Here is a 13270-nt window from a genome sequence, read left to right as displayed (position 1 = left end):
CTGTGCAATCGTTTGGGAGTTTTGTGTTTCCGAATCTATCTTCCTTTCCTTCTGCTTGAATATCTGCGGAATGTGGGGAGTAAGGACACCGCAGTACCCTCTCCTACTTCATGCAATTTTTACTTTATCTCGGTTAGGATAGCAATTGTAGTCTATGGTTGGCGATCGTGAATTCTGACTCTACTGCCTCACCTGCGCGCAACGAAATTTATCCCGGAGAAGTTTTCGTCAATATTGCCAATTTTGATACCGGCATTCGGCGACTTTTACCTAAATATGACGAAATGCTAGATGTAGTAGCAGGCTGCATTGCTAACACAAACCACCGCATTTTAGAACTCGGCTGCGGTACGGGGGAACTCACTTTAAAAGTTCTCAAACGCTACCCGTCTGCCGAAATAGTGGCTGTCGATTACTCGCCACGAATGCTTGATTTTGCCCGCGCCAAAATAGAGTCTGCAGGATACACAACTCGGTGGACTGGCATAGAAATGGATTTTGGAGAATGGGCGAACAATCCAAATTTCTCAGGCTTGGGCGATAAATTCAATGCTTGCATTTCATCTCTGGCAATTCATCATCTTGAGGACGAGATGAAGTTGAAATTGTTTCAACGCATTCGCGAAAGTTTAAATTCTGGTGGCTGTTTTTGGAATGCCGATCCTCTTTTAGCAGAATCAGCAGCAATGAAAGATATTTATCAAGCGGCGCGAGAAGATTGGGCGCTAAATCAGGGGGAAACCTTAGCACAAATTCGCGCAAATGTGGGAACGAGTGTCTCTTACGGGTATTCTAATCCCGATCGCCTAGCTACACTTTCGGCACAGTTGGAAATGCTGGTAAAAGCTAGATTTGACACTGTTGCAGTGCCTTGGAAATACTACGGTATGGCAGTGTTTGGGGGATTTGTTAATTGAATTAATTGAAAAAAGCAGTCCTGGAGGCAATTGTCGCGATTCAATCGATTTGTAAGGTGCGTCAGGCACAGGATGTGCGCGCAATAATTAGGGTTGGCGTCTGACGCACCCTACTGGCTTTTATAAAATATATAATACTGTCAGGAGTTAGGAAACAAAATGACTGCAACTGCGATTCAAAGTATTGACTGGGAGGCTTTTTCTTCGGAACTATCGGGAATTGAAATAATTAGCGATCGCGCGCAAGTTGTCAAGCTATCTCAAGACTATTATCACTTCAGTCCAGTTTTGCAACCTCTCTTAAGTGATAAAACAGGAGATTTAGTAGTTCGTCCCGCCAGCGAAGCCGAAGTTTTGCGGATTGCTGCAGCCTGCGTCAAATCCAAAATTCCGCTAACTGTTAGAGGTGCAGGAACGGGCAATTACGGGCAGTGCATTCCCCTCAAGGGCGGCGTCATTTTAGATACCACCAAAATGAACAATATCCGCTGGATAAAACCGGGTTTAGCTTGCGTAGAACCAGGGGTGAAAATGTCGGTTTTCGACAAACAAGCGCGAGAAACTGGTTGGGAATTGCGGATGGTTCCCTCAACCTATCGCACCGCAACGATTGGGGGATTTATCGGCGGCGGTAGCGGGGGAATTGGTTCGATAACTTACGGCCAATTGCGCGATCGGGGAAATCTTCATGCCGTTCGAGTAGTTACAATGGAAGACGAGCCCCGCGTCATCGAATTGCGCGGCGATGAAGTGCAAAAAGTCAATCACGCTTACGGCACAAATGGGATTATTACTGAGTTAGAAATTCCCCTCGCCCCTGCTTATCCTTGGGCGGAAATCATCGTCGCTTTTGACGATTTTATGACCTCGGCAAACTTCGGTCAAGCTTTGGGCGATGCTGACGGAATTATCAAAAAACTAATTTGTGTTTGTGCTTGGCCGATTCCTGCTTATTTTGCTGCTTTCCGCGATGCAATTCCTGAAGGTAAGCACTGTGCTTTGTTAATGGTAGCTGAATCTTGTCTGGAACCGCTGCAAGATTTGGTGCGCGAATATGGTGGCACAATTTGCTATCAAAAAAACGCGCAAGCAGCGAGCAAAGGTGCAGCAATTGCTGAATTTACTTGGAATCATACAACTCTCCACGCTCGCAGCGTTGACCCGTCTGTGACTTATTTGCAGACGCTTTTTCCCCCAGATAAAGGTTTGAAATTGATTGAGGAACTGTACAATTATTATGGGGATGAGGTGATAATGCACTTGGAGTTTTTGCGGATGAATGGCAGGGCGATCGCCGCGGCTTTGCAAATAGTTCGCTACACTACGGAATCACGGCTAAATGAAATTATTCGCTATCACGAAGAGCAAGGCGCACTGATTGCTAATCCTCACACTTATATATTGGAAGATGGAGGGATGAAAAGTATTAATGTGGAACAGTTGCAGTTTAAAGAGTTGGTCGATCCTTACGGTTTGCTTAATCCGGGTAAAATGCGGGGGTGGTTGGAACGGGATTGAGGGCGAAATGATGTGATAACTCACGCAATTCGCAAATTGAAAAAAGGTTTGTAGTTGCGCTTTAGCGCCGGCCGGCGCCCAAGCGCAACTACGAACCTAAAAAAGTCCTTACTGCGAACAAAAATTGTAAATTTAAGGGACAGGGGCGGTAATTTCTGTAGGTGCGATCGCCCCCGGTGTAGGTACTGCTTGCTTTTCCAGTAGTAGGCGCTGTTTGTTCCGAAATTCTGCGGCCGCATCGTTCAAATTTTGGCGCTGTTCGCTATTAAATTCTTCCATGCTGCGGCCACCTCCCAATTTGGATCGGTGAATTAAATCAAATATTCCGCTGCCACTGCTGCGGCCGGAAAATGGGTCGGTATTGTCTTGAGTTTGAAAGTCTTGCAGCGGTTGGGCATTATTTAAACCGCTAGCTTGAGCGAAGCTTGCTTGAGGGGAGAAAAGAGCACAGGAGGCGATCGCGCTTGCAGCAATCCCAATCATCAATTTGCCGGATTTGGAAGTTTTGGTGTTCATAATTTATTAGTTGAACTTTCAAAAAAACAATTCTATCTAAACAATATTCTGACTTGCGAGTAAATATTATATTACTTCACTGGGGCTAAGGAGACGGCATTGCCCTTCCTCGTTTCCACAACCAGCCTGGAAGCATTGAAAAATCTCGCTTTGATCCGAGACCAGATCCCCCTAAATCCCCCTTAAGAAGGGGGACTTTGACCGCTTCTTGTCCCCCCCTTTTTAAGGGGGGTTAGGGGGGATCTGAGCTTAATCGCCAAACAGCAGTCTCTGAGTAGGTTTGAAGTTAAGTTGACACGATCCAGGGCTTTTGGAGTGTCCTAGAATTGACGGTGCAGGTTAAACGATCGCCCTTCCTCACGCAAAACGGCGTCTCAGCAGGGGTTGAATGCTCAGCAGCGCTACGACATCAAACGCCAGCAATACTAACAGCGCTCCTCCAAAGGTAACATTACCCCAAGGAGCGTGCATCACGACACTGGCTAGCGACCAATCGCTGTGCAGGTACAGGTAGCGGATGGGTTCGATCGCATAACTCAGAGGATTGAGAGTCACCACAACTTGCAACCACTCTGGCATAAATGACAGCGGCGCGAGGGCTGTGCTGGCAAATAACAGCGGCAAGTTAGTAACAAAAATTACCGCAATTAATTCTACGTGACCGGGAAGGGCGAAGGCTAAACCCAGACTCAAGCCGGTGACGCCCAAAACTAATAGTAGGACAATTAGGGCGATCGCCCCTAGTCCGGCAATTCCCGGCAATCCCGCGCCCAAAAACGCGCCAGCGGTTACAATTGCGCCGGTTTGGATGAAGCTGAGGGTGACGATAAAAATAGCGGAAGCGAGGACGATCGAAAATCTGGAAGCCAGCGGTGCGACTAACAAGCGGTTGAGAAAGCCGAATTCGCGATCGAACATAATCGGCAAACCAGCATTCAGCGCCCCGGCAAATGCAGTAAAAACGATAACGCCAGCGCCGAGAAATTGTCCGTAATTCTGGCTTTCGCCGAACAAGCCGGCGGGTGCATTTTCAAACAGAGCTCCGAACAAAACCAACCACATCAGCGGCTGAATAATTCCTGCAACTAGCGTCGAGGGGCGGCGCTGCAATTGAATAAACAGGCGCTTGGTTAAGGCGAGTGTTTCTTGGATGAAGTCGCCCAGCAGGGAACTGGAAGTGTCAGCGGATGCCGTGGAGAGTGGCCGCTGCTGGTTGAGGTTGTTGGGGGATGTAACAGTACCGCTCATAATTGCTTGCGCTGATTTTGATTAAATCTAACTCTCTTTACAGTAGCAAGTCTGGAGGTATTGGTGGTGTTGGGCGGGCGATCGCTTTTTGTGTGGAGTTTTGGTAAACTGAATATCATGTTATCGCACACACCAGACCTCGCCGAACAAATTAATGATTGGGAATTTATCGAATTGTGGGTAGATCCGATTGTTTTCCCCCCTCGAATTTTGATGTTAGTAAGTGGGAAAAATGGAGGTGTTTGTATTTATGACCCATCAGCAAACTATAAGTCTCTGTTTTTAAGTTCCAGCTATGATGACGCTCATTCATGGCTTTTGGAAGATGAGTATGAGCGCTGCGATGGTCGGCTTTTAGCGGAGGAAATTGTTTGAGTCTTTTAGAGGAAATATTGTGGTAAAATTAAGTATAAGCTCTCATTAACGCTACTGAATATGCTACATTGAGTATGAAGAATTTGGCAAAAAAATGTCTTGTACTTTCACGGCAATTGTTTATTGGGAAGAGGATGTTTATGTAGCCGAGTGTCCTGAAGTGGGAACGGCTAGCCAAGGAGAAACGATAGAAGAGGCGATCGCCAATCTCAAAGAAGCAACGGAACTTTATTTAGAAGAATTCCCTCTGCCTAAAACTTCCCCCCGTCTGCTAACTACATTTGAGGTATTGAGTGCCTAAACTACCGCGAGTTAGTAGTGCAGAAGCCATCCGGGCTTTGGAACGCTTAGGCTTTATTCAAGTACGGCAGCGAGGCAGCCATGCTATTTTGAAGAAACAACTACCGATCGATGATGAGTCTAATCCTCAAGGAGCGATCGAGGTTGGCTGTGTAGTACCAGTGCAGCGCAAAAACTTGGCAGTGGGAACTCTCAAAAGTATTCTAAATCAGGCAGGGATTTCTGTTGAAGATTTTTTGAGAAATCTTTAAATATATTGAAAGAGCGATTCCTGCGGATAGTTCGGATCAACAATGGAGGATAAAGCTATGTCATCAAGGGCGATCGCAACTTTGGTCAAAATCATGGAATCTTTGCCGGAAAGTCTGCAAGATAGAGTTGTTGAACACCTGCGAGAATACATTCTGAAATCCAATATTACTGTTCCTGTCAACCCCGACGGTAAGTTAGAAATTCCCGCTGAGATTGAGGCTCAACTGAAGCCTGGGGATCGATATGCAGTTACAGTGACAGGAGATAGTATTGTTTTTGAGAAGGTAGCAGGTTTTGACTGGGAGGAATGGGAACGGCGAATAGAAGCAGCGAGTCCCGATCCTGATGAGTTAACAATGGAAGAAATTTGCGAAGTTGTGCGGGAAGTGCGTCGGGAGAAACGTTCTGAAATAGAGTCGCACAAATGAAAATTGTAGTGGATACTAATATCTTTGTGTCAGGCTGGCTGTGGGGAGGTATCCCAGCTCGTTTATTCAGATTAGCTCGAACTCGTAAACTCATAATTTGTGCTTCTGAACCAATACTAGCAGAATTAGAGAATACTTTAAACAAACAAAAACTCCAGGCGAGATTACAGTCTTTGAGTTTTACCGTTAATGGTTTAATCAGCGGAACACGAGAGTTAGTGGAGATTTATCCGATTTCCACTATCAAGGTGCCTGAGTTACGAGATGCTAATGACAATATGATTTTAGGAACTGCGATCGCTGCTGATGCTGATGTAATTGTTACGGGCGATCTGGATTTGTTAGTTTTGCAACAATATGAGGGGATTCCTATTGTTACAGCTAGGGAACTTTTGGAGCGTTATTTTCCAGAAAATTAGGAGGCGATCGCACGCTTACTCAAGGAAGGGCGATCGCAGACTTACAACTTAGCATTCCCAGGTTACGCAGTCAGAAGGCAGTTATGGTTTAGCAGCTTTAACCACATCCTCAACCATTTTAATCGCCTCTTTGATTGCAATTTTACCGCTTTCTACGGCCCTAATTAAATCCTGAGCGTCTTTCGGGCTAATTAAATTGAGCCTGACGGGTTCTTTCAAGGAAACAATAAATTTATTTTTATCGCTGTCTTCCAGCTTAGAGGCTGTTTCTTTGGCTTTAATATCTTTTAGCTGTCCTTCTAAGTTTTTAAGTATTTCTGCTTTTTTTCCATCGTCAAAATTGCCATCAAATATTCGTTTTACCCCTACAAGAGCAGCAGCACCTAAAAGTGCACCGCCAACAACTAATCCTACGGGAGGTGCAACGGTTATTAACCCAAATAGAACTGGTACACCACCGAAAGCTGCCACCGCCGCACCAGCACCGGCAGCCCCCACCACACCAATGCCAATATCTGCTAAAATCCCTAATTTATCGTGTGGGTTTTTTTCCAGTTGCTCAATTGCCTTCAGAATTTGCTCTTTGGTTGGCGTTTTATTGGCCGACATATTAAACCTCAATCTTTTTGCTAATTTGGGCAGTTAAGCAGTGATGACGTTGCGGAAAATTGTATTGAAAACGTCTATCAGTAATTGAAAAAAATCTTTGGCAATCTCAATAATCTCTTGAACAATTCCAATAATTCCATCAGACACCTCTTTGCCTCGATCGAGTCGGTGGCCGGCTATTGCACCAATTGGGATACCCAGCGCTGTTGCCAAAGGTTCTAATAACGGGCCGACAAATGGTATCGAACTTGCCAAAATTCTTACAGCGACACCAACAGCAACCCCTATCGCTAAATGGGGATGCGCTTTGACAAATTCTATGATTTTAATGAGGAGAATTTTGCCGATAAGTAAAACTTTGTTAGCAGCTTTTTTCGTGTATGTGGCGAGTTCATGCAGCCGGATCGAGACTTCATGCGGCAAGCCGATATCATTTAACCACACATACAAGTCGCTGCTACTCATTGCATCAGCATCGACTTGCCAGAGAGCCATTTTTAAATTAGCTTGCGGTAGGGATAATGCACTAGACATGATTTCTTTCCTATGGTAACTTAGAAAATATTTACGAACATTTTACGAGGCGAAAAGCCCCTAGACATTGCTCACAGATCCAGCAACATTGCGAGCAACTTCTTTAACCGCTGGAGTAGCGGATGCAGCCACATTTTGAGCAACTTTTTTTAACCGTTAGGGATGGACGGTGCTATCTGGCATAGTTGCGCCAGTCAGATTTACATTGTTAAAATCTTTTAGGTTGCCTAAGATTGTTTTAAAGCCCGTGATTAAATTTTAATTTAATTTTTATGTATTGGAAAGTAGGAGAATGTCACAATTTGCCAGGAGTTAATAAAATTAGCTAGCCGTTAAAAGTCATATTTTGTCCTTCTTAGCCATAAAACGTCAGAAAAAGTCTGATACAATAGATAAAACCTCCTACATTTACCCAATAAATGGATGTTCAAGAACTCTTAAGGTTGGCCGATGGCTTGGTGTTCGCTAAGACCGGCAAACGATTGGACGATCTGCAACAGGCAGTAGTACGGGGAACGTGGCAAGGTAAAAGATACTCCGAAATTTCTAAAGAGGTTCATTGTACTGAACGCCATGTCAGAAATATTGCCTCAAAGTTATGGCAAACTCTTTCAGAAATATTAGATGAAGATGTAATGAAATCAAATTTGCGCTCCACGATGGAGAGGTATGAATTTTCTCAAGTTTCAAATTTTGGTGATTTTAATTTTGTACAAAACAAAGGTAACATCAACGTTTGCACAGAAACCTCACGCCCTCCAAAAGCTCCACAACACTCACCCCCTACACAAACCTCAACTGAAGACAACACCCAAGAGAAACTGCGACTCGATTTAAGAGATGCACCAGATATCAAAACCTTCTACAACTACCCCAACTCACCCCTCACCGCCCTCGAAAATGCGATCGCACACCAAAACTGCCGCCTCCTCACCATCACAGGCATGGCAGGCACCGGCAAAAGTGCGATCGCCCGTAACCTCATCCCCCAAATTCAAACTCAATTCGATCGCATCATCTGGCTCAGTCTCCGCACCTCCCCACCCCTCGAAACAACCCTCAAAAACCTGATTCAATTTCTATCCGATCGCACAGAAATTAACTTTTCCGCCAACATCGATGCTCAGTTGTCAATCCTAATCGAATATTTGCGCGAAAATCGCTGTCTAATCATCCTCGATGACGTGCAGCAAATTCTCAGCAGCGGGCAACTTGCAGGAAATTACAAACCCGGATATGAAAACTACGGAACTCTATTTAAACTCATCGGCGAAATTCCCCACAACAGTTGCTTAATTCTCAATAGCTGGGAACCACCCTCAGACATCCTCACATTCACCGACGATAATTCAGCAGTACGTTTATTGCACTTAACCGGTTTAGGTGAAGCAGCAACAGAAATTCTTAGACAAAAGGGTTTGTTGGATGAAGAAACCTGGCCAGAATTGATTAACCTTTATCAAGGCAATCCCCTGTGGTTAAAATTAGTCGCTCCAACCATTAAGAACTTATTTGGCGGTAGAGTCTCTCAATATTTAAGCTATCAACCAGTATTTTTAAGCGATGAATTGACACCGATATTGCAGCAGCACTATCAGCGGTTGTCGGAAATAGAAAAACAGGCGATTTCGCAACTTAGTAATGAAATCGAGCCTGTTTCATTTACCGAATGGATGGCAAAGTGTCAAGGGTCACAAGGCGAATTATGTAAAGCAATTCAATCTTTAGCCCGACGGGGAATGATCGAAAAATTGGGCGGTGAAGCTGAAATCGTTTTCACGATTCCACCTGTGTTAAAACAGTATGTTAAAATGGTTGCAGAAGAGTCTTAAATATCTAGCTAATTGTTACAATGGTAGATACAACACAACTCCTTTCCACTCCGATTGTTCGCTACAGTTAACCAGTACCAGAAGTTCATCAATAGCCTGTCTAACTGGCATTCGATCGTTAATTATAAATAAACCTGACATTTGTTCCTTATCCCTCAACTGTTCGTAAGCCAAATCTGGCATAGTTGCCCGGTCATGGCTTAACACAATGCGATCGTTCTGGGCCGCCCAGTTGAGAATTGTTGGATCGTCAGCTTCTCGCAAACCAACATCCTGAACGCGAAGCAAGTCAAGGTCTGGCTGACGCAGGAAAAGCCCTCGAACAATATCGCCATTAAAATTTTCATCGCTCAACAGCCGCAGCATAGTTAATCCTCAAGATTGTTTTTGGGCTAACAAGCGCGATCGCACAACGCTGAGATCCGGTTGAATACCTAACAAACGCTGACGGACGGAATCTGCTAATTGCTCGCGATAATTGAGATAAGTTTCCACTGCTTCTTGGTGTCGGAGATAATAGCCGATCGCACTATAGACATCCGACAACGACAGAGTTGAATAACGCTGCACAATAGATTCCGGCGACGCACCATCCTGAAAAGCTCGAATCACCAATTCCAGCAAAACTCTTGAGTTTCCCACCCGAATAGCACCTGTTGCATCTTCTCGGAAAGGAGGCGCTTCAACTTCCAAAACAAGATTCATCTATTAATATCCTCCCAAATTACGATCGTATTTTAGATTCTATAGGACTTACGCATGGGGGTTGAGAAACCGGGTTTTTTTACGAAAATACATCGTTGCAGCCCGCAGATTCGGTAAAAAACCCGGTTTCTTTAGTCGCGCGGAGTTATCCCAAAGAGCATCCCCCCAACTTTCCTCAATTAATCCGTGTATCCGTGTCAAAATCCGTGTCGTGCATTCCCTCTTCCCTCAAACTACGATCGCATCGCCTGTTTTTGCTCCGCCTTCAAATCGCGGTTGCTAGCAGCAGCCAACTCCGCATCCAACAGCGTCTTACCAGTCGCAGCCAAATACACATCATCCAAACTCGGCCGAGATTGAGCAATCCCAAAAGTAGGCAATCCCGCATTTTTTAAAGCTTGCTGAATAGTCACCAGCGCATCGCTTTGCGGTGTTACTACTAAATTGAGAGAATTTCCTTGAGCCGCGTTGACAATTACTTCCTGCACAAAAGGCAAAGATTGCATTAAAGTTTTAGCTTTTTCAGCTTCTTCGATCGGCGAAAACTCCCGAATCCGCAAAGTCACCCGATCGCCCCCAACCCGATTTTTCAACTCCTCCGGCGTGCCCTGTGCAATCACCGTACCCTTGTCAATAATCGCCACGCGATCGGCCAAAGCATCAACTTCTTCGAGATAGTGACTCGTAATCAAAACCGTCGTACCTTCCTCCCGCAAGCGCCGCAGGAAATCCCACACCACCACCCGACTTTCAATATCGAGCCCGACAGTCGGTTCGTCTAACACCAAAACATCCGGCTGGTGAAGCAACCCAGCAGCCAAATCCAAGCGCTTGCGGATACCGCCGGAATAAGTACCCGTCTTTTTATTTTCCCACTCCTCCAAACCGAGGAGTTTCACCATTTCGTCAATCCGCCCTTTAATCCTAGGGCGCGGCAAATGGTAAAGCGCTGCTTGCAGTTGCAGGAGTTCCCGCCCCGTCAGCACCTTATCCAGAGCAACTTCTTGGGCGACATAGCCTAGTCTTTGTCTGGCAATTCTCGGCTGACTGACAGCAGAAATGCCAGACACTTCAATGCGTCCGCTATCGGGCGCACTCAAAGTACAAAGTACCCGCAGGGTTGTGGTTTTGCCTGCACCGTTGGGGCCTAGCAAACCAAATATTTCCCCCGGTTCTACCTTGAAGGAAACATCTTTAACGGCTTCTACAGTGCCGTAGCGTTTCTGAAGATTTTCAATTAAAACGGCGGGAGCCATATATTTTGGGGATGAACTGGTTGTTAATATTTTGACACTTCTGAGCTCAAATTGCCGGAATGGTCGATCGACCAATGCGACTGGCTGTGTTGGTAACGATCGCACACTCCTCCTCAACCGGAAACTGCTTATAGTTTTGATTCTTAATGCCCGTTTAAAAAATATTAACTTTATAGCGGTTTTCAACCCTGATATTCATCAGTTTTCCCACTCTCTAATCTCCCATCTCAAATCCAAAAAATTATGAGTTTTGAGTTAATTATAACTTCTCAGTTAGTAACTCAAAACTCACAATTGTTCAACAAGTAGAGATGCACCCGAAACCTGTTATTTTATAATTATCTCTACCTATAGGCTGATGTGTAGCGAGATTTTGATAATTAACACTCTGGTCAAACACATCACACTTTCGAGCCAACTCTTAAGCACAAAAAACTTCCCGAAGTGGCAAGTTCTACTTTTAACCCGTTCCCCAAAAAATGTAACTGTAGGCCCGTGATCTCAACGCCGATAGTTATCAGTAATTACCAATTCTTTAATCGAAAATCGAAAATCGAAAATCGAAAATGGTATTAACTCCTCTAAAAGAAGTGGCTGCCACCTCTTTAATCGACAATTTTTACCCAACCGCGGCGAACGTTGTACAGCAGTCGGTTGATGATGGCATACTCATCTTCATTCAGTGTTCTTTCTAAAAGTGCAGATCTGAGCTGTCTCCGGTCGTGGCGAGTCACGACGCTGGAGAACATGACCTGACCAAATAACTCTTCGAGTGTCATTTGGGATACTGACATGATAAACCTCCTAGTTGATTGAGACAGATAAAATTTTAACAGGCTTGTTGTATTTGTATTATGCACTCTGGGAGCGACTTCAAAGGCGATCGAAAACATTGACACAGTGTGATTTTTTGGTTAAACATCTGTGACTAAGACTTTGATGCCCAGTGAGTTGGATCTCTTAAATTTGTGATGCTTGTCACGGAAGTCAGGAGGAAGAACTCAGAAGGAAGAGGGAAAAAGACCATCAGGTGCGATCGCCCTCAACAACTCTCCATCTCGTCCTCATGGCTTCTCAACCTCATTTTCCCCTATGCCAATTTTCCAGCTAATTGAGGCATCGGTCAATAGTCGCCACAACCGACTCGGCCAACTCTTTCAGCGCGTAACCCCCCTCCAATCCAAAGGAGATGCGACGGGTGATTTGCAGGCAGTATCCGGTGAAAGTACCGAAATCTGACGGCGCCAGAGTCATGCTCGCCAGTGGATCGGACGCAGTAGCGTCATAACCAGCGCTGACAATCAACAAATCCGGTTCAAATTTGGACAAAAAAGGCACGACAAGAGATTCAAAGGCGCTCAGGTATTCAGCTATGCCGCCGCCCGGATACAGGGGAATGTTCAGCACGTTGTCGTAGATGCCTCGCTCCTCGGCATCTCCAGTTCCCGGATAGCACGGAGATTGGTGCAGGGAACAGTAGGCAATTTGCCGGCAGTTTTCCACCAAAGATTGAGTGCCATTGCCGTGGTGCACGTCCCAGTCGAGGACAGCGACGCGGTTGATTCCCGGCTGTTCCAAGGCGTAGTGAGCGGCGATCGCAGCATTGGAAAACAAGCAAAAACCCATCGCGCGGGCGTTTTCGGCGTGGTGTCCCGGCGGCCTTGCCAGCACAAAAGCCGGTTCCCCCGCAACCACCACTCGATCGACCCCATCGAGCCAAGCACTCGCTGCTAGCAGCGCTACGTCGTAACTTTCAGCAGAAATCGGCGTATCACCGTCGAGGTAGCCGCCTCCCCGATGAGCCAAATGTTCGACTTCTTTGATGTATCTTTGCGAGTGAACTTTTTTGATAGCCGAGAACAGTGCTTGTTCGCGCTGCGCCACTGGGGTGGGCAGTTGCCACTCAATTTGATCCGCCCAGGGAGCAGCTTTCAGAGCGTTGACGATCGCCGTTAAACGTTCTGGTCGCTCTGGGTGAAGCATTCCAGTCTTGTGCAGCAAGAAATCTTCGGAGTAGATGACGGGTAGCATCGGCTGATTTTAGATTTTAGATTTTAGATTTTAGATTTTTAGTTTGCTTTAAGAAGGCCTTCGGTTTTGTGAAATTAAAATTGCGATCGGGCAACCATTTTATTTTTTTAGATAACCCTCAAAACAACTCACCAAAGCATGAAAGCCTTCCCCCTAAAAAACCCTTTCTAGCTTTTGCCAATTGATGACTAAATCACCAACTGCCAACTTGCGAATTTCCCTTGTTTCGTCCCTTAATTTTTCTGGCAACTTTCCCATAAATTCAAAGGCAAATTGTGATATAATTTCAAGAGTAATTTGCAATATTTGGCAGCTCTACTGAATCCAAAC

17 protein-coding genes are annotated in these 13270 nt (G+C 45.4%); 8 read left to right on the top strand and 9 right to left on the bottom strand.

The genetic code is table 11. The features are described 5' to 3' along the window. The first annotated feature begins 167 nt into the window (after nucleotides 1-167). On the top strand, nucleotides 168-917 hold the full coding sequence (locus QUA43_RS03440; protein WP_333371025.1) for a class I SAM-dependent methyltransferase: 750 nt from the start codon (nucleotides 168-170) through the stop codon (nucleotides 915-917). 159 nt (nucleotides 918-1076) lie between these two features. Further along, entirely contained in the window at nucleotides 1077-2435 is a 1359-nt protein-coding gene (locus tag QUA43_RS03435) for an FAD-binding oxidoreductase (RefSeq protein ID WP_333371023.1), read from the top strand. Between the two features lie 132 nt (nucleotides 2436-2567). Here the strand turns inward: QUA43_RS03435 and QUA43_RS03430 are convergent, their stop codons facing one another. Then, complete coding sequence (locus tag QUA43_RS03430) at nucleotides 2568-2951, bottom strand: hypothetical protein (protein ID WP_333371022.1); 384 nt, start codon at nucleotides 2949-2951, stop codon at nucleotides 2568-2570. 357 nt (nucleotides 2952-3308) lie between these two features. Then, nucleotides 3309-4199 carry an ABC transporter permease gene (locus tag QUA43_RS03425; protein WP_333371020.1) on the bottom strand — a complete coding sequence of 297 codons (891 nt, stop codon included), beginning with the start codon at nucleotides 4197-4199 and terminating at the stop codon, nucleotides 3309-3311. A 117-nt stretch (nucleotides 4200-4316) separates the two neighbouring features. Here QUA43_RS03425 and QUA43_RS03420 point away from each other — a divergent pair, with 117 nt between their 5' ends. From QUA43_RS03420 to QUA43_RS03400, 5 genes are all read left to right on the top strand, one after another. After that, nucleotides 4317-4574: a hypothetical protein gene (locus QUA43_RS03420; RefSeq protein WP_333371018.1), complete on the top strand. Its 258-nt coding sequence runs from the start codon at nucleotides 4317-4319 to the stop codon at nucleotides 4572-4574. A gap of 94 nt (nucleotides 4575-4668) precedes the next feature. After that, entirely contained in the window at nucleotides 4669-4875 is a 207-nt protein-coding gene (locus QUA43_RS03415) for a type II toxin-antitoxin system HicB family antitoxin (RefSeq protein ID WP_333251862.1), read from the top strand. After that, nucleotides 4868-5125 carry a type II toxin-antitoxin system HicA family toxin gene (locus tag QUA43_RS03410; RefSeq protein ID WP_333025490.1) on the top strand — a complete coding sequence of 86 codons (258 nt, stop codon included), beginning with the start codon at nucleotides 4868-4870 and terminating at the stop codon, nucleotides 5123-5125. Before QUA43_RS03415 ends, QUA43_RS03410 begins: the two co-directional genes overlap by 8 nt. A 42-nt stretch (nucleotides 5126-5167) precedes the next feature. Continuing rightward, nucleotides 5168-5554, top strand: coding sequence for a hypothetical protein (locus QUA43_RS03405; protein ID WP_333371016.1), 387 nt, complete (start codon nucleotides 5168-5170; stop codon nucleotides 5552-5554). Beyond that, the gene (locus QUA43_RS03400; RefSeq protein ID WP_333371014.1) at nucleotides 5551-5973 is read left to right on the top strand and encodes a putative toxin-antitoxin system toxin component, PIN family; all 423 of its coding nucleotides are present in this window, start codon (nucleotides 5551-5553) and stop codon (nucleotides 5971-5973) included. Before QUA43_RS03405 ends, QUA43_RS03400 begins: the two co-directional genes overlap by 4 nt. A gap of 81 nt (nucleotides 5974-6054) precedes the next feature. Here QUA43_RS03400 and QUA43_RS03395 read toward each other — a convergent pair whose 3' ends face one another. After that, a complete protein-coding gene (locus QUA43_RS03395) occupies nucleotides 6055-6582 on the bottom strand; it encodes a hypothetical protein (RefSeq protein WP_333371012.1) in 528 nt (175 codons plus the stop codon). A gap of 33 nt (nucleotides 6583-6615) precedes the next feature. After that, on the bottom strand, nucleotides 6616-7116 hold the full coding sequence (locus tag QUA43_RS03390; RefSeq protein WP_333274767.1) for a hypothetical protein: 501 nt from the start codon (nucleotides 7114-7116) through the stop codon (nucleotides 6616-6618). Between the two features lie 419 nt (nucleotides 7117-7535). Here QUA43_RS03390 and QUA43_RS03385 point away from each other — a divergent pair, with 419 nt between their 5' ends. Further along, complete coding sequence (locus QUA43_RS03385) at nucleotides 7536-8948, top strand: NB-ARC domain-containing protein (protein ID WP_333371010.1); 1413 nt, start codon at nucleotides 7536-7538, stop codon at nucleotides 8946-8948. 15 nt (nucleotides 8949-8963) lie between these two features. Here the strand turns inward: QUA43_RS03385 and QUA43_RS03380 are convergent, their stop codons facing one another. From QUA43_RS03380 to QUA43_RS03360, 5 genes are all read right to left on the bottom strand, one after another. Beyond that, the gene (locus QUA43_RS03380; RefSeq protein WP_333025501.1) at nucleotides 8964-9314 is read right to left on the bottom strand and encodes a DUF5615 family PIN-like protein; all 351 of its coding nucleotides are present in this window, start codon (nucleotides 9312-9314) and stop codon (nucleotides 8964-8966) included. 9 nt (nucleotides 9315-9323) lie between these two features. Beyond that, complete coding sequence (locus tag QUA43_RS03375) at nucleotides 9324-9653, bottom strand: DUF433 domain-containing protein (RefSeq protein WP_333371007.1); 330 nt, start codon at nucleotides 9651-9653, stop codon at nucleotides 9324-9326. Between the two features lie 233 nt (nucleotides 9654-9886). Then, complete coding sequence (locus QUA43_RS03370; RefSeq protein WP_333371041.1) at nucleotides 9887-10909, bottom strand: ATP-binding cassette domain-containing protein; 1023 nt, start codon at nucleotides 10907-10909, stop codon at nucleotides 9887-9889. 605 nt (nucleotides 10910-11514) lie between these two features. Continuing rightward, the gene (locus QUA43_RS03365; RefSeq protein WP_015175516.1) at nucleotides 11515-11703 is read right to left on the bottom strand and encodes a hypothetical protein; all 189 of its coding nucleotides are present in this window, start codon (nucleotides 11701-11703) and stop codon (nucleotides 11515-11517) included. A gap of 313 nt (nucleotides 11704-12016) precedes the next feature. Further along, on the bottom strand, nucleotides 12017-12940 hold the full coding sequence (locus QUA43_RS03360; protein WP_333371005.1) for a histone deacetylase: 924 nt from the start codon (nucleotides 12938-12940) through the stop codon (nucleotides 12017-12019). Nucleotides 12941-13270: the final 330 nt, after the last annotated feature.

The sequence above is a fragment of the Microcoleus sp. N9_B4 genome (assembly GCF_036701635.1).
Taxonomy (GTDB): Bacteria; Cyanobacteriota; Cyanobacteriia; order Cyanobacteriales; family Microcoleaceae; genus Microcoleus.
Note: the sequence above shows the minus strand (reverse complement) of the source record. Positions and strands in the feature narration are given on the sequence as shown.